Annotated in this window: 17 protein-coding genes and 2 tRNA genes; 3 read left to right on the top strand and 16 right to left on the bottom strand. The window is 55.3% G+C overall.

What is annotated here, in order from left to right; all coding sequences use genetic code 11:
* Positions 1-473: 473 nt before the first annotated feature.
* The 8 genes from FJ695_RS23260 to FJ695_RS23225 all read right to left on the bottom strand — a co-directional run bounded on the left by FJ695_RS23260 (position 474) and on the right by FJ695_RS23225 (position 7,799).
* Positions 474-1,313 carry a fumarylacetoacetate hydrolase family protein gene (locus tag FJ695_RS23260; RefSeq protein WP_141187659.1) on the bottom strand — a complete coding sequence of 280 codons (840 nt, stop codon included), beginning with the start codon at positions 1,311-1,313 and terminating at the stop codon, positions 474-476.
* A gap of 24 nt (positions 1,314-1,337) precedes the next feature.
* Positions 1,338-2,066: an SDR family oxidoreductase gene (locus FJ695_RS23255; RefSeq protein WP_141187658.1), complete on the bottom strand. Its 729-nt coding sequence runs from the start codon at positions 2,064-2,066 to the stop codon at positions 1,338-1,340.
* 14 nt (positions 2,067-2,080) lie between these two features.
* A complete protein-coding gene (locus FJ695_RS23250; RefSeq protein ID WP_141187657.1) occupies positions 2,081-3,283 on the bottom strand; it encodes a UxaA family hydrolase in 1,203 nt (400 codons plus the stop codon).
* Positions 3,276-3,587, bottom strand: a complete 312-nt coding sequence (locus FJ695_RS23245) for a UxaA family hydrolase (RefSeq protein ID WP_168206470.1) — start codon at positions 3,585-3,587, stop codon at positions 3,276-3,278. The genes FJ695_RS23250 and FJ695_RS23245 overlap by 8 nt, the downstream gene beginning before the upstream one ends.
* A gap of 129 nt (positions 3,588-3,716) precedes the next feature.
* A complete protein-coding gene (locus FJ695_RS23240) occupies positions 3,717-4,832 on the bottom strand; it encodes a mandelate racemase/muconate lactonizing enzyme family protein (protein ID WP_141187655.1) in 1,116 nt (371 codons plus the stop codon).
* A gap of 110 nt (positions 4,833-4,942) precedes the next feature.
* On the bottom strand, positions 4,943-6,223 hold the full coding sequence (locus tag FJ695_RS23235) for a TRAP transporter large permease (protein ID WP_141187654.1): 1,281 nt from the start codon (positions 6,221-6,223) through the stop codon (positions 4,943-4,945).
* Between the two features lie 4 nt (positions 6,224-6,227).
* The gene (locus tag FJ695_RS23230) at positions 6,228-6,755 is read right to left on the bottom strand and encodes a TRAP transporter small permease (RefSeq protein WP_168206469.1); all 528 of its coding nucleotides are present in this window, start codon (positions 6,753-6,755) and stop codon (positions 6,228-6,230) included.
* A 63-nt stretch (positions 6,756-6,818) separates the two neighbouring features.
* A complete protein-coding gene (locus FJ695_RS23225; RefSeq protein WP_141187652.1) occupies positions 6,819-7,799 on the bottom strand; it encodes a sialic acid TRAP transporter substrate-binding protein SiaP in 981 nt (326 codons plus the stop codon).
* Between the two features lie 506 nt (positions 7,800-8,305).
* Here FJ695_RS23225 and FJ695_RS23220 point away from each other — a divergent pair.
* Complete coding sequence (locus tag FJ695_RS23220; RefSeq protein ID WP_209010790.1) at positions 8,306-9,076, top strand: IclR family transcriptional regulator; 771 nt, start codon at positions 8,306-8,308, stop codon at positions 9,074-9,076.
* A gap of 3 nt (positions 9,077-9,079) precedes the next feature.
* The gene (locus FJ695_RS23215; RefSeq protein WP_141187650.1) at positions 9,080-9,259 is read left to right on the top strand and encodes a hypothetical protein; all 180 of its coding nucleotides are present in this window, start codon (positions 9,080-9,082) and stop codon (positions 9,257-9,259) included.
* 28 nt (positions 9,260-9,287) lie between these two features.
* Here FJ695_RS23215 and FJ695_RS23210 read toward each other — a convergent pair.
* Positions 9,288-9,364 (bottom strand) — tRNA-Pro (locus tag FJ695_RS23210).
* A 339-nt stretch (positions 9,365-9,703) separates the two neighbouring features.
* On the opposite strand from FJ695_RS23210, the gene FJ695_RS23205 reads away from it, so the two are divergent.
* A tRNA-Gln gene (locus FJ695_RS23205) sits at positions 9,704-9,778 on the top strand.
* Positions 9,779-9,950: 172 nt separating this feature from the next.
* On the opposite strand, the gene FJ695_RS23200 is transcribed toward FJ695_RS23205, so the two are convergent.
* From FJ695_RS23200 to FJ695_RS23170, 7 genes are all read right to left on the bottom strand, one after another.
* A complete protein-coding gene (locus tag FJ695_RS23200; protein WP_141187649.1) occupies positions 9,951-11,651 on the bottom strand; it encodes a recombinase family protein in 1,701 nt (566 codons plus the stop codon).
* A 13-nt stretch (positions 11,652-11,664) separates the two neighbouring features.
* Positions 11,665-12,159 (bottom strand): DUF2924 domain-containing protein, encoded by a 495-nt coding sequence (locus FJ695_RS23195; protein ID WP_141187648.1) that lies wholly within the window; start codon positions 12,157-12,159, stop codon positions 11,665-11,667.
* Positions 12,160-12,161: 2 nt separating this feature from the next.
* Positions 12,162-12,590 carry a DUF3489 domain-containing protein gene (locus tag FJ695_RS23190; RefSeq protein WP_141187647.1) on the bottom strand — a complete coding sequence of 143 codons (429 nt, stop codon included), beginning with the start codon at positions 12,588-12,590 and terminating at the stop codon, positions 12,162-12,164.
* Between the two features lie 828 nt (positions 12,591-13,418).
* Positions 13,419-14,870: an aldehyde dehydrogenase gene (locus tag FJ695_RS23185; RefSeq protein WP_141187646.1), complete on the bottom strand. Its 1,452-nt coding sequence runs from the start codon at positions 14,868-14,870 to the stop codon at positions 13,419-13,421.
* Complete coding sequence (locus FJ695_RS23180; RefSeq protein ID WP_141188897.1) at positions 14,867-15,613, bottom strand: ABC transporter ATP-binding protein; 747 nt, start codon at positions 15,611-15,613, stop codon at positions 14,867-14,869. The genes FJ695_RS23185 and FJ695_RS23180 overlap by 4 nt, the downstream gene beginning before the upstream one ends.
* The gene (locus tag FJ695_RS23175) at positions 15,606-16,337 is read right to left on the bottom strand and encodes an ABC transporter ATP-binding protein (RefSeq protein WP_141187645.1); all 732 of its coding nucleotides are present in this window, start codon (positions 16,335-16,337) and stop codon (positions 15,606-15,608) included. The genes FJ695_RS23180 and FJ695_RS23175 overlap by 8 nt, the downstream gene beginning before the upstream one ends.
* Entirely contained in the window at positions 16,334-17,263 is a 930-nt protein-coding gene (locus FJ695_RS23170; protein WP_141187644.1) for a branched-chain amino acid ABC transporter permease, read from the bottom strand. Before FJ695_RS23170 ends, FJ695_RS23175 begins: the two co-directional genes overlap by 4 nt.
* Positions 17,264-17,265: the final 2 nt, after the last annotated feature.

The following is a 17,265-nucleotide window of genomic DNA, read 5'->3' as shown; positions in this document are numbered from 1 at the left end:
GTCATGGAGTTCCAGACTGGGGGCAAATCGCCCAAATCCATCTCTCTTCGCTTGCGTGCCTCGCAACGACGCGGAGGGCGCAATGGACCGGATAAAACCCCAACATCCAATTGAGTTTTTCAACAATGACATCAAAAGCTTGAGCGAGCGAGCCCGCAGAGCCATGCAGCCCAACGGCGGGGAAGCTCACCCTCATGCTGACCAAAACGCCTTTTACCTCGATTATAATGGACAAGATAACTCCGCCGAGGAGCCACTTGTCGGGCTTTTTAGGGGACCAAAACTCAGCGACCGGCTCCGCTGAATTGAAAGTCAGCAACGCATAACAGCAGGCTTTTATTGCCTTCAACTCTGAAGGACGAAAAGCACCGGAAGTTATCCGTTTCACAGCTTGCCAGTTAACTAAGATGGGCCGGTCTCAGCCAGCCCATCAATTCGGTCAGACTAGGCTCTAAGGCGTAGGTCCTAGATGATCAGTCGTCATCGACACAGGTTTGGCGCTGGATGCCCAAACCTTCGATGCCCAACTCGACCGTGTCGCCGGCTTTCAAGTACCGCGGCGGATTGAACCCCAGACCAACGCCTGGAGGCGTGCCTGTGGAGATAATGTCTCCCGGATGCAGCGTAAAAAAGCGGCTCAGATAGCTGATGAGATGCGCAACGCCATAGACCATGGTCTGTGTAGACCCGTCCTGCATGCGCTCGCCATTGACGTCGAGCCACATGGAAAGGTTCTGCGGGTCTGCGATTTCATCCGGGGTAACCAGCCACGGGCCGGTTTGACCGAAGTTGTCGCAGCCCTTTCCCTTGGCCCATTGCCCTTGGCGTTCGATCTGAAATTCCCGCTCGGAAACGTCGTTGACGACGCAGTAGCCTGCAACATGAGACAGGGCATCGGTTTCATCGACATATTTCGCAGCTTTTCCGATCACAACGCCGAGCTCAACCTCCCAGTCGGTTTTGACGGATCCGCGGGGGATGATGATGGGATCATTGGGGCCACAGATCGCAGACGTTGCTTTCATAAAGAGAACGGGCTCAGACGGTACATCCATTCCGCTTTCTGCAGCATGATCAGCGTAATTGAGACCGATACACATGAACTTGCCGGTCCCGGCAACACATGGACCGAGCCTTGGGTTTCCGTCGACCTGAGGCAGCGCATCAACATCCAAACCCTCAAGCCAGGACATGTCGGCCAGGGCATTGCCCGAGAGATCTTCTATAAAGCCGCTCAAATCGCGAATGCGGCCATCGTTATCCAGCAGTCCTGGTTTTTCGGCGCCGGCCGGGCCGTAACGTAGCAGTTTCATTAATTCATCCGTTTGTTTAGAAAGTTAGATAGTCCAGCCACCGTCAATGTTGAGGGCTTGTCCGGTCGTAAAAGCGGCATCGTCCGAGGCCAGATAACAGGCCACTGCCGCAATCTCTTCGGGCTTGCCGATACGGCCCATTTTCTGCCGGGCATTGAAGTCTTTCCACGCCTGCTCATAGTCTCCGGTGGCGCGCAAACGGTCGTGCAGGGACGGGCTGTCCACGGTCCCAGGGCAAATTGCATTGCAACGAATGCCTTGCGTGACATGATCGGCGGCAACAGCCTTGGTCAAGCCGATGACAGCGGCTTTGGTTGTGCCATAAACGAAGCGGTTCGGGACACCGATGACTGAGGAGGCGACGGACGCGATGTTGATGATCGACCCGTTTCCACGCTCGATCATGCCCGGCAGAACGGCCCGGATCGTGTCGAACATGGCTTTCACATTCAAATTGAAAGCAAATTCAAGATCCGCATGTGTTGCTTCCAAAATGGATCCTGCGTGGACGACACCGGCACAGTTAAAAAGCACATCAATCTCGCCGAGCTCGCCGACCAATGTAGTCACCGCCTCAAGATCGGTGACGTCCAATTGCCTGATGTCCAGGCAATCGACACCCTGAAGTGGTTCGGTATTGATGTCGGTCGCAATCACACGGGCGCCTTCAGCTGCCATGCGTTCAACGGTAGCGCGGCCAATTCCTTGTGCCGCGGCAGTGGCCAGGACGGTCTTTCCCTCAAGTCGTGTCATATTTGGTCCTTACTCTATTTCGTCGGCAGGCAAGCCGGGCCAATTGGCTCAAAGCTCTTGTAGGTCAAAATGAATTCCTGATGTCCGAGGGATTCAGAGGCGGTTTGCTCACCCTGCGCAGTCGCAAGGATCTTGTCGAAGATCTCGCTTGCCACCTCGTTGAGTGTTCGTTCACCCTCGATGATTGCGCCCGCATTGACATCCATATCGCCTGCCAGCGCCCGGTAGGTGTCCGGATTGGCGCAGATCTTGATCACGGGAGCCAGAGCGGATCCGACGACGGATCCCCGGCCGGTGATGAACAACGTGAGATGGGCGCCGCTGGCCATCATTTCCACGATCTCGGCGTTGTCGGATATGTTGGGAAAACCGAAACGCACATCGCCGTCCGGCACCACATCCATCAGGAACAGTCCGCCTGAAGGTGGTTCGTCACCAGGCTTGATGATGCCGCTGATTGGTGCATTGCCGGATTTTACGTAGGCTCCGAGTGACTTTTCTTCGATCGTGGAAAGACCGCCTGTTGCATTACCGGCGGCAAAACTGCCAAAGCCAAGAACTTCGTAATAGCGCGCCGCCTTATCCACGGCTGCTTTGAGCTCTTCCCCCAGTTCTAGAGTGACCGCCCGGTCGGCCATAATGTGTTCGCAGCCGATCAGCTCACCCGTTTCCTCGAAAATACAGGCCGCGCCTTCCGAAACAAGGCGGTCGAAAACACGTCCCGCCGCCGGATTGCCTGAAATGCCACTGGTGCCATCGGACCCGCCGCAAACGGTTCCAACAACCAGATCGGACACACTCATCGCAACGCGTGGCACGCCGGCAATCACCTGTTTGGCGCGGGCGACGGCGTCGCGTCCGGCTTGAATGGTCGAAGCAGAGCCGCCCGATTTTTGAATGACGAAGGTTTCGACCGGCCGATCGCTCGCTTCTATGATTTCTGCCAGTCTTGTCCGGTTGAAACTCTCGCACCCCAGCGAGACCAACACCACAGCCCCGACGTTGGGGTGGGTGCATAGCTTTTCCATCATCTTCTGGGCGTAGTCGTTGGGAAAACAGCCTGGAAAGCCGATCAGATGGACATCGTCCCGTGGAAATGCGCGGCAGATTTCATCCGCCACAAAATGGGCGCACTCCACCAGATAAGCAACGGCAACTACATTGCGGATACCTTTGCGGCCGTCTGCCCTGAGATACCCCTGCCAAGTGTTAGTCATTGTTCAGTCCTGCGTCGTCATCGCGGTAGTGGGTTGCGGTGTATCGGGATGCGATGTTGTGCACATGCACATGCTCACCAACCGCGATGTCCTTTGTGGCAATGCCGATTGGCATTCCGTATTTCACGACCAAAGCCCCTGAGGGGATCGGCATCAGCGCAACCTTGTGGCCGAGCGTAACCGCGGTGGTCAGGGTGATTTGTTCGCCATTGGCCAGATCGACCACTCCAGGTTCAACTGCTCCAAGTGCCACCAACACATTGTCGGCATCATGCAAGCAGATCAGTTTTTCGGTTTGTTTCATTTTTCCTATCCGCTCAAAGTCATGGCGCGTCCGACCGCCACTCAGCCGGTTTCTGCCGCGATCCGTTGGGATCCCAGCTCGCATTTGACCGCATGGGGTGCGGATGCGCCGTCCTGATCGAGTGCTCCATCAGGCGGCCTCCATGATTTCGACCGGAGACATCACGGTTTCATGCGCGATGGCATCCCAGTCCCAGTTGATCCCCAGGCCCGGTTCCTGGGAGGGATAGGCGCGGCCGGCGTCAATGCGCATGCTTTGCGGAGCGATCAAATCAAGCTGCGGGATGTATTCCAGCCAACGGGCGTTTTGCACGGCGCAGACAAGGCTCACATGCAGCTCCATCAGGAAGTGCGGGCAAATGGCGATATTGTAGGCCTCTGCCAAGTGTGCGATTTTCAGCCAAGGCGTTATGCCGCCGACACGCGCTACATCGGCTTGCACAACAGAGGCGGCCCCTGCGCTCAGATAATCCTTGAACTGGCTGAGCGAATACATGCTCTCGCCGACTGCGATCGGCACAGTCGTCTGCGCTGCCAGTTGCGCGTGTGCACCAACGTCATCTGCGGGCAGGGGTTCTTCAAACCAGCCAATGTTGAAGTCCTCGAGCATTCTGGCGCGGCGGATTGCTTCGGACAGATTGAAGGACTGATTGGCATCCACCATGATCTCATAGTCTGGACCCACCGCCGTGCGAAGAGCTTGCAATCTTGCGCGGTCTTCACTCAGGTGTGGTTTGCCGATCTTGATCTTGGAGCCGAGAAACCCTTTTGCTTGAACTTCGAGCGCATCTTCGATCAGGGCGTTTGGCTCGATATGCAACCAACCACCTTCCGTGGTGTAGAGCGGGACACTCTCACGGGCGCCACCGGCCAAGATCCAAAGCGGCAGGTTCGCGCGCTTGCAGCGAAGGTCCCAGAGGGCTGTGTCAACGGCTGCCATAGCAAGCGACGTTATGGCTCCGACCGCCGTCGCATGTGTACTCAACAGCATGTCCCGCCAGATTGCCTGGATGGCGTCTGCTTCCTGTCCTATGAGGCGGGGAGCGAGTGTGTTTTGTAAAAGTGCCACGACAGACGGACCACCGGTTCCAATCGTGTAGGTGTAGCCGACGCCGACGGCTCCATCGGTGTCCGTAATCCGAACGAGAGGGGTTTCCTGACTGACGAAGCTTTGAGTCGCGTCCGTCCGCAGAACCTTCGGCTTCAAGTCCACCATCAGTATTTCAACGCAAGCGATGCGAGCCATTACGTTGGTCCTTTAAATCGGGTCTTTCGTTTCAAGACTGCGCCTGCTTAAGGCGGTAGTTTTGTTTCGGCGCATCCTGAGAGGCCGGTAAGACGTTGTTCAATGGAGACCTAGCTGCCGTAGAGAAGATTGGGTAACCACAACACCAATCCGGGCACGAATGTCAGCAGCAGGAGCACGGCCAACAACGGCACAAGGAATGGCAGAGTTGCCCGGACGCAGTCTTCGAAGGGGATCTTTGAAACACGTGCCAGAACGAACAGAACCATTCCAACTGGCGGTGTCAGCAGCCCCAGCATCAGATTGAGGATAACAATGATCCCGAGGTGGACCGGATCAATCCCGAATTGAGCGGCAATCGGCATCAAAACGGGCACGAGAATAGAGATCGCAGCGATCGTCTCCATGAACAATCCGACCAGCAAAACCAGACCCATAATGAGCAGCAGTACGACGGCTTTGTTATCGGTAAAGGAGAGGACAAGTTCAGCGAAATGAGCGGCAACTTGGTTTGCCGTTAAGATCCAGGCAAAAACGGTCGCGGCACCGACAATCATCATAATCGCGGCCGTGGTCTCAATGGTTTCAAGTGAGATCACTGCCAGCTTTCGAGCGTCCAGGCTTCGGTAGACGACGATGCCCAACAGCAATGCGTAGGCCGCGGCGCATATGGCGGCTTCTGTTGGCGTAAACGCACCGGATACGATTCCACCGACGATTATTACTGGTGTCATCAGCGGCAAAAACGCTGCGCGGAACCGTGTTGCGATCGTCTTCGGGCTAAAGGCGACATCGCGCGGATAATTGCGCGTGCGGGCCATCCACCAAATCATTGCAGACAGCGAAAAGGCCATCAAAAGGCCTGGTACGATACCGGCAACAAACAGTTTTCCGATTGATACCGATGCCATGACACCGAAAATAACCAACGGCAGGGACGGGGGAATAATGGGTCCAATTGTTGAAGACGCGGCAGTTATGCCGACGCTGAAGTCGTCGTCATAGCCAGCTTCGCGCATCGCCTTAATCTCGATGGCTCCCAGGCCTCCGGCGTCCGCGACTGCGGCCCCTGACATGCCCGCAAAGATGATGCTCGCGCCGACATTCACATGCCCCAGTCCGCCATGCAGCCAACCGACGACCGCGCGCGCAAAACCAAATATCCGCGCGGTAATTCCTGCGCTGTTCATCAACGCGCCGGCCAGGATGAAGAACGGAATGGACAACAACGGAAAACTGTCCATCCCATTGACCATCGTGTGCATCAACAGGACGGGCGGTAATCCTTCATACAGGATGTAAACAAAGGACGATAAGGCAAGTGAAAAGGCAATTGGGACGCGCAGGATCATCAGCGCAAAAAGGGTCCCGAACAAAAGGGTCAAGGCCATGTTGTCAGCTCGCTTTTATCGCCAAAGTACGGCGAGCCAATTGGGCCGCCATGACACAAAGGTTCACGAGGACAAGCCCCATGACGGTGGCGTAGAGGTAGTATTTGGGAAACGGTAGGGACACCATGTTTTGGAACGCTGTCCTTTGGATCAAATCCAAAGCGGACCAGGCCAAGACTGCAAACAAAACAATGGTTGCCGCAAGCGCGAAAAGATGAACGAAGGTGATCGCGCGGCCGTAGTATTTGTCCACGAATTCAAGTGCGATATTGGATCCCATGACCTGGCACCGGATCGCACCTGCAAAGCTCAGCAGTATCAGCAGGTATCGGGCGGCTTCTTCTGTCCACGACACAGAGTCGTTCAGTATGTAGCGCGTAAAAAATTGCAGAAACACCACTCCGAACAGCATTGCGAAGACAGCTATCAGGACATAGTCGGCGGCAAAGATCCGATAGGATTTGAAGTGATCATCGTCCTCAGAGGCCAGCGTTTCGAAATCGATATCAGGTGGCGCGTGTGTGTCGGTCATGGTTCCCCCCAAGCCCATCATAATATTTCCAGGCCCGGCAGTTGGCCGGGCCTGGGTGTGCTCTTATTCTTCGATGGATTGGAGGCGGGCGAAGACTTCGGCATCCCACGGAACATCGTTGCCGGACAGTAGCGGAGCCACGGCGTCCATGAACGGCTTACGATCAACTTCGTTGACGGTTACACCCTGTTCGCGGAACCAATCGACAAGTGCTGCTTCAGATTGAACGATTTCATCCGATGTTGCCGACGCAGCTTCAACCAGGGCTTCCAGGAAAAGTGGACCATCAGCGCCCATCTTGGCCAGGGTGACCGGAGAGACAACGACCGCCAGTGAATTGGTGATATGGCCGGTCAAATTGATGTTCGACTGAACTTCATAGAATTTCTTGAATTGAATTGTGGGAAGCGGATTTTCCTGAGCATCCACGACCCCTTGTTGGAGCGCCAAATAGACCTCGGCAAAAGCCATTGGTGTTGGATTTGCCCCGGTCGCTTTCGGAAACATCTGATAAGCGGCGGCGTTTGGCGTCCGGATTTTCAAGCCGTCCATGTCGGACGGTTGAAGGATTGGCTTGTTGGATGTCACATGCCGGGCCCCGTAATAGGTCATCGCTGCAATCGTGTTGCCGGAGATGTCTTTGTAGGCTCCCGCCATCTCAGCAAAAAGGTCTGAATTTACATAGGCTTTCCAATGGTCATAGGATCGCATTGTGAAGGGATAATCAGAGATGGAGATTGGGCCGTAGGACTGACCGAGGAACGCAACACCTGTGTAAATCGCGTCAACGGTTCCAAGCGACAAAGCTTCGTTGAGCGCGGTTTCCTTACCAAGTTGGGATGCCGGAAACACCTCCATTGTGTAGCGTCCCTCGGTCTTCGCCTTCAAAAGATCCGCGGCATTGACCATCGCCGCATGGTAGGGCGTGGACGCTTCATAAACGTGCCCGAAACGAAGCACTTCTTGTGCAGACACGGCTACAGTCGAAGCGGCAAGCGTCAATGTTGCGCCCGCTGCGAAATTAAATAAGCCACCCAGTTTCATTCGTATTCCTCCTCTTAACAACTGATTGGGGATTGCTGGCCGTTCGCGGGTTTCTGAAGAGCCCCGGTTAGCTGCCGCGTTCTGCGGCAAGACCAAACAATCTGAAGTCATCTCCCACTTTCTCATGACTTTTTGTCGAAGATCCCGTTGATGATGTCCTGGCGCTCCCATTGGTCGGCCGGCTGCTTCCTTCAGGCGAAAGGCATCTTCAGTCCCGCACCTGTTGTTTCCTCCCACCAGGTGCTGAACGTGCAAAGCAGCGCGTTTTTGTGGCCTGCCAAGCAACACCGCCTGAACGGACCTCCTCAAAATCTCTGAAGTCCGATGCCATCGCTGTTGTTGCCTCCAAGGTCAGCGATTTTCCCGGTATCCCACGGCTGATCTTGCCTCTGAATTTGACGTTAATTCATATTTGATGGAGTCATTTATTAGTGAATGATGAGGTTGTGTCAATCTGAAATTTCGGTCAATGTGTCGGCAATCGAAGGACAATTGGGGAATCAGGCGTGGAGAAATCCGACAAGTACCGCGCGCCGGCGTTGGATAAGGGTCTGGATATATTGGAGCTTTTGGCGAATTCCGCCGGGGGGTTAAACCAGGCGGAAATCGCAAAGGCGTTGGATCGAACAACGAATGAAAATTATCGGATGCTCGACACTTTGGTCCGGCGTGGCTACGTGACCCGGACCCCGGAAGGGGACCGGTACATGTTGTCGTTGAAGCTTCTGGTCCTCGCCAACCAGCATCCACCGCGCCGGCGTGTTCTCGACATTGCCGAGCCGCTCATGCGCGCTCTTTGCCTCGAAGCAGAGCAATCCGCGCAGCTTGCGCAATGGCAAGACGGCGATATCGTAATTGTCTCGTCCTATTCTGCCCCCGGCAATTGGCGTCAGTCCCTGCGTACCGGTTCGATCATCGGTTTGTACAACACCGGATCCGGCCGCGTTTTGGCTGCCTTTCAATCGTCTGATCAGCAATTGCAGATGATCAGAGGGCATCAGCTGGTGAAAGGCGAGGTGGCCTTGGAGGAAGCCGCGTTCATTGCCGATCTGGCCAAACTCCGGGCCAAAGGATGTGCTGTTGAAGCCTCCGGAACGGTGCGCGGCACAACAAATATCTCGTTTCCCATCCTCGATCCCTCAGGAAGTGCAATCGCGGCCCTGACCTGCCCCTATATTGAACGGATCGACAACTATCCGGCGCCGGACCTTAAGGACGTAACGGAGATCATGCGCAAGGCGGCGGCCGAAATCGGCCGTCAAATCGCCGGAGCCTGAATCTTGAAACAAAGAAAAAACATCTCGGCCTGTTCCGGTCTAAAGGCGCATTTCCATGCGGGCATTGAATTCGGATCAACGCAGGGCATTCTTGGTTGTTTGCCGGAGTGCAAGTGGCAAATGGTCGATCTGCAGTTCTACCTGACGCCACAAGCTGTAACGCCACGCACAGGGAACCTTTAAGAGACAGCAGTTTACAAAGAGAAGAAAATGGTCGGAGTGAGAGGATTCGAACCTCCGACCCCCTCGTCCCGAACGAGGTGCGCTACCAGGCTGCGCTACACTCCGACAAAAGATTTGGATTTTCATTTAAATCCATCGGGAACAACGGGGCAAGGCCACGCTGCGTGGACGGTCATTTAGCAAAGCTTCCAAAGCTGCGCAAGGATTTTGCAGAAGGTGGCCGGACTTTTTTAAAACTGTGAATAGTTTCAGGTTTCTAAGGTCATTTTTTCGTTGTTCTACCGGTGCCGGCGATAAATGACGGCGTGTAAAAACCAAAGAAATCCGCGCATTTCTCGTTGCGCGACAGGGAGCTGGGGAAAACCCTCAAACAGGGGCAAAAGAAACCGGGGTCAGAGGCTTGCGTTCCAGGACCGGGATAGGTATACACCCTTTCCACGGCGTTGGGGTGTAGCCAAGCGGTAAGGCACCGGTTTTTGGTACCGGCATGCGCTGGTTCGAATCCAGCCACCCCAGCCAATCTCCTGTATTTTCAGATAGTTCCATTTGTCCCTGTGATAACCGTTCGGTTTATCAGCGACTTGTGCTGTCTCTGTTTTGCTGGTGAGGGCAGGTGGGCCCGTTTTTCCGGCGCTGAACCGCAAAAGTCTCAGTTTGCTGTTTTACCGCATGGGGTTTGAGAGCGGCAGGATTAGCGGAGCGTATGGATAAGGTCACGCTGGTCGTCGAAGCCGCCTGGCAGCGTTTGGCGCAACAGCCAGTCTGACGTAAGTGACACGGGCTGCTTGCCTTGGAAAATATCTCTGACGATGTCCGGCGCCAGGAACGCCAGCGGTATCACCCGCTGAACGGTATTGGGGGATGTGCCTTCGGTGTTGGCAATCTCGGTAAAGCTTTTCCCGTCTTGAACAGCCCGGTACCACCGATTGGCTGACCTGATGTTCTTGATGAGCGTTTTGTCTGTTGCTGTCGTCGAACCAGTTGATGGGTTGGACCTGTCCTTGCTGGATCCGATGATCAGCTTGGCCTCCACACCGCGCTTGCGCCGGGTGAAGGCAAGTGTGGTCTCAAGGGCTTCAGGGTCGAACTCGGCCTTGGGGATCTCGAAGCGCGCGGACAGCGCATCACCATCCACCTCCAGTGCTATTTGACCAGGCCGTAAAGTGCAGCGCTTGAGGAGTTTGAACACCGCGACATCGGGCGTTTTCCGCAACTCCACGAGCTTCTCATCGACTTGATGGATACGGGCGATATCGACATCCTCGTTGCCAAGGAGCCCAACCGCTCCTGTGGCCGTCAGGTGTTGGCGGATGGCTGCTGACAGCCTGGTTTCCAGATCAGCCGCCGGCAATCGCCATCCGTCACTCTTTTTTGCGGTGCCTGAGCGTGGATCACTGCCCATGGATGCCGGCTTGATCAGGTCTGCAGACACATAATACCGGTACCGCTTTCCCTGTTTGTTGGCATGGCTCGGCACCATCTTCCGGCCTGCCTCATCAAATAGCTTGCCCAGCAGCGGGGAGGGGGCTGTCGCTCTCGTTCCCTTGCTCCGTTCGTAGGGCGCCTTGCTTGCCATCAGCTGCTGGACGGTCTCCCAAGTGGCCGGATCGACAATGGCCGGATGCAGCCCGTCATGGATGTGTTTCTTGTGCCGGATTTTGCCACAGTAAATCGGGTTGGTGAGAATGGCATGAAGGTGGGAGACATCAAACGGTTTGCCGCCGAACGCTTTACCGGACTTTGTGGTGCGTTTGCGGGTGGTCAGCTTGAGCTGGTCAGCCCGGTCCTTAACCGCAGCAACGGTGCCGAGCTCCAGATACAGCGCAAACAGCTTTGTTATGGTCTTCGCCTCTTCGGCTTCAATCTCCAGCGTTCTGCCGCGCGCCCGGTAGCCGAGTGGCACCAGACCTCCCATCCACATGCCTTTTTTCTTGGAGGCCGCAATCTTGTCCCTGATCCGTTCTGCGGTGACCTCCCGCTCGAATTGCGCAAAGGAAAGCAGCACGTTCAAGGTCAGCCGGCCCATGCTGGTGGCGGTGTTGAAGCTCTGCGTCACCGAGACAAAGGAAGCATCGCGCCGGTCCAGCCGGTCAACCAGTTTGGCGAAGTCAGTGAGTGACCGCGTCAACCGGTCGATCTTGTAGACGACGATCTGGTCCACCAGGCCGTCGTCAACATCTTGAAGAAGCCTCTGCAAGGCCGGGCGGTTCATCGTGCCGCCGGACAATCCGCCATCATCATAGCGTCCATCGAGGAGCACCCAGCCTTCATGCTTTTGGCTGGCGATATAGGCGCTGCAAGCCTCCCGCTGTGCATCCAATGAGTTGAAGTCCTGATCCAGGCCTTCGTCAGACGATTTTCGTGTGTAGATGGCACAGCGGATCTTGTTCATGACCGGTCCTCTGTCATCTCTGGCCCCCTGCACCGTCAGACACAAAAGCCCTGCGTCCGTTCAGGCCAAAAAACCGTGGTCCGGACCAGTTTGTTCCTGTGATCTTTTTGGCAATGGCAGAGAGCGAGCGGTAGGACTTGCCATCCAGGACAAAGCCGTCCGCCGTCACGTCGACCTGGTAGGCCCGGCCGTTCCACTGGCGGACAAGATGACACCCCACGGCCAGGTTTGAGCGGGACGTGCCCGCCTTCAAATCGATCTTAAAATCCTTTTGAAGGCGCGTTGAAAGCCGTTTGAGGGCTGGGCTCTGGGCGCATTGGTGTTCAAACGACAGGGCACGGCGCATGAACACAGTTGAGAGGTTTTTGGGCGGACGCCTGCCGAACCGGTCGGTCCAGTCTCGAACCGCTGCTTCTCGTTCACTCTGTTTGGTGTCAGTCTGCGGAACGACGGCATTGTCCACATCCGCAGAGTGAGCGGACAGTGGCTGTCTTGAACAGGCCTCCATGCTTATGCGTCCGCTGCCACTGCGGGGGGCGTTACAGGCGATCTGCGCCACCGATAGACGGTCTCCGTGGTGGTTGCAGAGCTCAGGGTCTCGATTATAAACCCGGCGGCACGAAGCCGGCTGATGGCTGCCCGGACGCTTGGGGTCTTCCAGCCGAGTTTTTCCGCAAGGATTGAACTCCGGATGCCGTTTGGCATGGCAAGGAGGTTCAAGATCTCAAGCTGCCTGGCCGAAGGTATGAAGGGCGCATTGGCAGGGCGCGGCAGCTGACCTGCAGTGCCCTTCGGTACCGGACTGTTCGTTTGACCATGCGCGGAATCGACGACAATGGTCGACCCGGGTTGAGAGGGCAAGGCCGTCCCTGGCTTTGATGGGACAGGTGCCGCCTTTTGGCGCCTGGGTGACGATATCCAGTCAGGAAGAATATTCATTCCGGTCTCCGCTCAGGTGTAAAAAAACCTGGAACCCTCCGGTCGGGTGGTTCCACTGAGCGAAGCCCGCAAAATGAGGCGGGCAGGTCTTCATTTAAAAGTGGCGCCCCGGGAGCCGGAAACACTCCCGGAAATGAAGTCACAAAGCAACTTCAGTTCGCACCGCAGAAAAAGCAGAGGAATCCGTTGCATGGGCGCTGAAACCACCATTAGCTTCCTTGGGCCGAGCGCAGCAAGTCATATCTGGTGCAGAGATATGCAGCAGGCTGACGCAGAGAACGACCAGCTGAAGTCGATCGGTTATCATTTGCAACACTGCGGCCGCTTCGCGTCCCCGGTTTGGGCATTTGCAGGTCTGCGACCGCATCTCGCAAGCCGACGTTTATCGCAGATGCAGTGATTTCACAGGATGGGCGGGGAGCGGTCATTCGCTGCGAAACAAACAAATGTCTGGTTCGGGCGGAAATTGTTTTGGGCTTAGTATCATCCCATCGGATCAAGTAACTGCTCTTCAGATTGACTTTGAACACGGGTTGTTTCGGCAAGCACAAGCCGGGCATTCACTCTAATTCATATCGAATCGTTATGATAAATCTATTCGTTACACAACCTACACTCATCATTTGAGCCAGAAATATTCTGGCCCACGTCCGGAGTATTAAATGATAGGCACATCACCAAGTCCGATTGGTCGAACAGATCGGATTAACATTTCGCCGGTTGATCCATGGCCGCGGCGGAGCGGTTCAACACGATCATAGACCTACTTACAACTAGATATCTAAGATGTGCCAACTTGGGGCACACCCTATCGCCCCTGATAAGTTCCTAAATTGGATAGTGTAGCGGGCCGTCTTGTACAGTTATCCAACGGACTTCGGTGAATTCGTCGATACCAGCTGCACTTCCAAACCGGCCGTATCCGGAAGACTTTACGCCACCGAAAGGAACCTGTGCTTCGTCATGAACAGTCGGTCCATTGATGTGGCAAATCCCGCTTTCAATTCTCTGCGCGACTGCCATGGCACGATTATGATCACGGCCAAAGACGGCAGATGACAGGCCAAATTCGCTTTCATTCGCTATTGAAACCGCTTCATCCACGCTCGCAACTCGAATGATGGATGCTACAGGACCAAAGCTTTCTTCGCTGTAAAGTCGCATAGACGGGCCAACATGGTCGAGCGCAACGGCATTCATGAGTGATCCACGCCCGCCGCCGCCAGCAATGATCTTTGCACCCTTTTTAACGGCATCCTCAACCAGAGAACCGACCCTTGTTGCCGCCTCTTCACTGATCATGGATCCCAGTGGATACTGCGCGTCTCTGGGGTCTCCGGCAGTCAAAGACGCCACTTTTGCTGCAAATTTCTCAACAAATGCTTCTGCGACGCAATCAAGAACGATAATTCGTTCCGTAGACATGCAGATTTGACCCTGGTTCATGAAAGCCCCAAACCCGGCGGCAGCTGCAGCAGCATCCAGATCGGCATCTTCCAGAACGATCAACGGCGCTTTGCCGCCCAATTCCAAAAGAGCAGGTTTGAGATAACGTCCTGCGGTCTCGGCTATGATACGTCCTACCCGGGTAGATCCTGTGAAATTGATACGCCGGACAGCTGGTTGAGCAATCAGTGTTTCGACAACATTCGGGGCATCTCCAGGCCTGTTTGAAATCGCATTGACGACACCGCCTGGAAAATGTGCATCAATCAATGCTTCCACAATCAGCCCATGTGTTTGCGGACACAGCTCGGACGATTTTAGAACAACCGTGTTACCACAGGCCAGCGGCAGGGCGAGCGCACGTACACCGAGAATAACCGGTGCGTTCCAGGGTGCCATAGCCAAGACGACACCGGCGGGCTGGCGAATTGCCATCGAAGTCGAACCGGGACGGTTTGTTGGAATGATTTCACCCTTGATCTGGGTTGTTACTGAGGCTGCCTCTACGAACATTTCCGCCGCAAGACCGATATTGAACCGGGCCCAGGCTTCCGTCGCTCCGATTTCATCTTTCATGGCAGCAACAAGATCTTCGCTTCGTGCTTGCAGAGCATTTGCTGCGGCCAACAGATAATTCCGTCTTTCTCGCGGCGTGGTTTTGGCCCACCCCGGAAAAGCCTGGGCGGCGGCGTCCACTGCACGAACGGCATCTTCCTGGGTTGCAGCCGGAGCGATTGTTGCCACATCTCCGGTCACAGGGTTCTTGCACTCAAACACCTGCCCGTCACTGGCATCGGTCTTTCGTCCATTGATCAATAATTGTGTAGTATTCATTGTTTATCCTCTGTACTTGATGACAATGTCGCAGCTGTTCCGCCCAGGAACGCGCGTTGAACTGCATCGTCGGATCTGAGTTCCTTCGCGGTTCCGCTTCCAACAATTCTTCCCGCTTCAATCAGGTAACCGCGGTCTGCGAGCCTCAAACTGGCTTTTACATTCTGCTCGACGATAACAATCGTCAGGCCTGAGGCCTTAACTCCTTGAAGTGTTTCAAACACATGACCGATGACGATCGGGGCAAGTCCGAGGCTTGGTTCATCAAGAAGAACGACGTCAGGCCGAGACATGAGCGCCCTGCCAATGGCGACCATCTGCTGTTCCCCGCCTGACATGGTTTGTACAAGCTGGTGCCGGCGTTCGGCCAAACGCGGGAACAAGTCATAGACCTCAGATTTTCTGGCCTGTTCACCGTTCCTTGCACGCAAAGGATGCCCACCAAGCAACAGGTTCTCTTCAACGCTCATCGCGCCAAATACCCCACGCCCCTCCGGCACGGTTACGATCCCACGTTCAACAATTTCATGAGCTGGAAGCCCAACCAATTCCTCATCGTTCAACTTGATGGAACTGCCAGGCACCGGAGCCAGCAACCCAGCGATGGCTTTTAAAAGAGACGATTTACCGGCACCGTTGGCACCGAGAATTGCGACGGTCTCACCCATGCCTACCGTAACGGATGCCTTATTCAAGGCGGAATGCGCACCGTAACGAACGCTCAAGCTCTTGATGTCAAGCATCATGCCCCTCCCCCAGATATGCTGAGATCACACTTGGGTTGGCCAGGACTTCTTCGGTTGAACCATCGGCGATCAGCGCGCCCGCGTTCATCACCACGCAACGTGGACACAGCGCCCGGACAGCTTCCATGATGTGTTCAACAAGTAGGATGGTCAGGCCCGTCGATTGCAGCGTTTTTATGAGGGCGATGCCGGTCTGAAGTTCCGTCGGATTGAGCCCCGCCAACCACTCATCGAGCAGTAACACCTCTGGTTCGGCGGCAAGTGCCCGGGCCAATTCCAACCGTTTCTGATCGATGTAAGTGAGTTCACCTGGCATGGCATCGGCCATATCCACCAAACCGACCAAATTCAGGCAGTCCATCGCGATCCTGTCGATGTCGCTGCCCCAGTGGGACTTGACCCCGAAAGCCGCCGGTACCCTCGCATTTTCAAGTACGCTCATGCTTGGCAGGATGCGGACAAGCTGAAACGTGCGGGCAATTCCAGCTCTTGCGATTACATCCGGCCTTTTCCCCGCAATATCTCTACCGTTGATACGGATCGATCCCAGAGTAGGCGCAAGTGCACCTGAGATCAGGTTGATAAGCGTGGTCTTGCCGGAACCGTTTGGCCCCAGGAGCCCAACCACCTCACCTTTTTCGATGTCAAATCCCATTTGATTGACCGCAACCAGCCCGTCAAACCGTTTGGTTACATCCCTCAGCTTCAAAAGCGGTGTCATGTCACACGCTCCTTTCTCAACTTGGCAATCCTTTCTTCGAGGGCGCTGAGCACTCCCTTGGGCAGCGCAAAGACAATCACAATGAACAGGACACCAAGAACGATGGAGAAATGATCCGGGAAACTAGCCGATAGCCATTCGAAGATGATCAGCAACGGAATGACCCCCAATGTGGGACCCCAGAGCCGTGTAGCCCCTCCAAGGAGAGCCATGATCACGGTTAGAAAGGATATTGTCGGATTAAACACGATGGTCGGTTCGATATAGACCCAGCGCGGCGATTGGATTGCTCCTGCAAGGGTCATCAGGGAAGCACTGAGGACAAACAGCATCACCTTGGTTCTTGCCAATGCGATACCGCTATGTGCAGCGACCACTTCGTCATCGCCAATAACCTTCAACGCCAGCCCCAGACGCGTGCGGCGGATCCAAAAACCAAGCCCGATTGTCACCACTGCCAAAGCCAGGAGTTGCCAGTAAATATGCTGTGTCTCGAAGGGCAGGAAGATGTAGCGCCCAAGTGTACCGGTGATATTCACTTCGAACCATGTGATGAGCTGGCGAACCAGTTCAGCAAGGCCAAAGGAAAAGATCACAAAATAGATCCCGGCCAAGCGCAGCGTTGCGAAACCGACGAAGGTCGCAAGCAGTGCGCCTAGACATACGGCGACAACAAGAACGATTGGGTAAGGCAGTGCCTCATTCAAGACGGCAACCGTGTAAGCACCGATTCCGAAGAACGCGACGGTCGCCAGTGAGATGTAACGCGTCGGTCCGGAGAACATTGCCCAGGCGGTCGCAAGGGTCACGTAGCTCATCAAGCTGACCATGAAGCCCAGCTCGTATTCGCCAAGAAAACTTGGAGCCATAATCAAGACGGCAAGGCCGGCCGAAATTCCGGCGACAGAAAGATATGCGTGTGTCATTT

The sequence above is a fragment of the Labrenzia sp. PHM005 genome, assembly GCF_006517275.1.
In the GTDB taxonomy this organism is placed as follows: Bacteria; Pseudomonadota; Alphaproteobacteria; order Rhizobiales; family Stappiaceae; genus Roseibium.
The sequence above is the reverse complement of the archived record's forward strand: the minus strand, read 5'-3'. Positions and strand labels throughout refer to the sequence as shown.